The 548-nt window shown below is 67.2% G+C and carries 1 protein-coding gene; it reads right to left on the bottom strand.

The genetic code is table 11. The features are described 5' to 3' along the window. On the bottom strand, window positions 1-521 hold a 521-nt coding region (locus FXO23_RS50675), incomplete at its 3' end, for a TetR/AcrR family transcriptional regulator (protein WP_158896386.1). Window positions 522-548 lie beyond the last annotated feature (27 nt).

Genomic DNA, 548 nt, shown 5'->3' with positions numbered 1-548 from the left:
GTCCGTCCCTGCTTTTTGAGCTGCTCGAGCAGCGGGGATTTGGCGAGTTGCTCGATGAGGAGTTCCAGGTCGATCTGGGTCACGTCGGGTCGCAGCGCGCCCGAGTTGTGTGCCCGGTCGACCAGTGCCTTGACCGCGTCGTCGGCCCGTTGGTTCTGCTCCGCCATTTCCGGGGTGATCGTGATGGTGCCGGCGATGGGGGCGAGCGAGCCGGAGGCGAGGCTGATCGAGGTCGTGACGTAGTGCACCAGACCTTCCCAGGGGTCCTCATGTGCGAGTCCCTCTTCCGCGGCGGTGAGGTAGTCACCGAGCACGATCGCGCAGAGATGTTGGAACAGTTCCTCTTTCGTCCGGTAGCGGCGATAGAGGCTCCCGATCCCGACGCCCGCTCGCTCGGCGATGGCGGCGACCGAGGCATGCGCCCCGTCCGTCGCGAGCACCTCCCGCGCGGCTTGGAGCACGGCGCGGTCGTTGCGTTCGGCCTCGGCTTGGCGCGGGGCTTTCCGGGCGTGCTGCGTCACTCGATCATCGTACTCCTTGCGGAGCGA

It is taken from the genome of Amycolatopsis anabasis (assembly GCF_009765355.1).
Lineage (GTDB): Bacteria > Actinomycetota > Actinomycetes > Mycobacteriales > Pseudonocardiaceae > Amycolatopsis > Amycolatopsis anabasis.
This window is presented reverse-complemented; position numbering and strand designations above follow the sequence as displayed.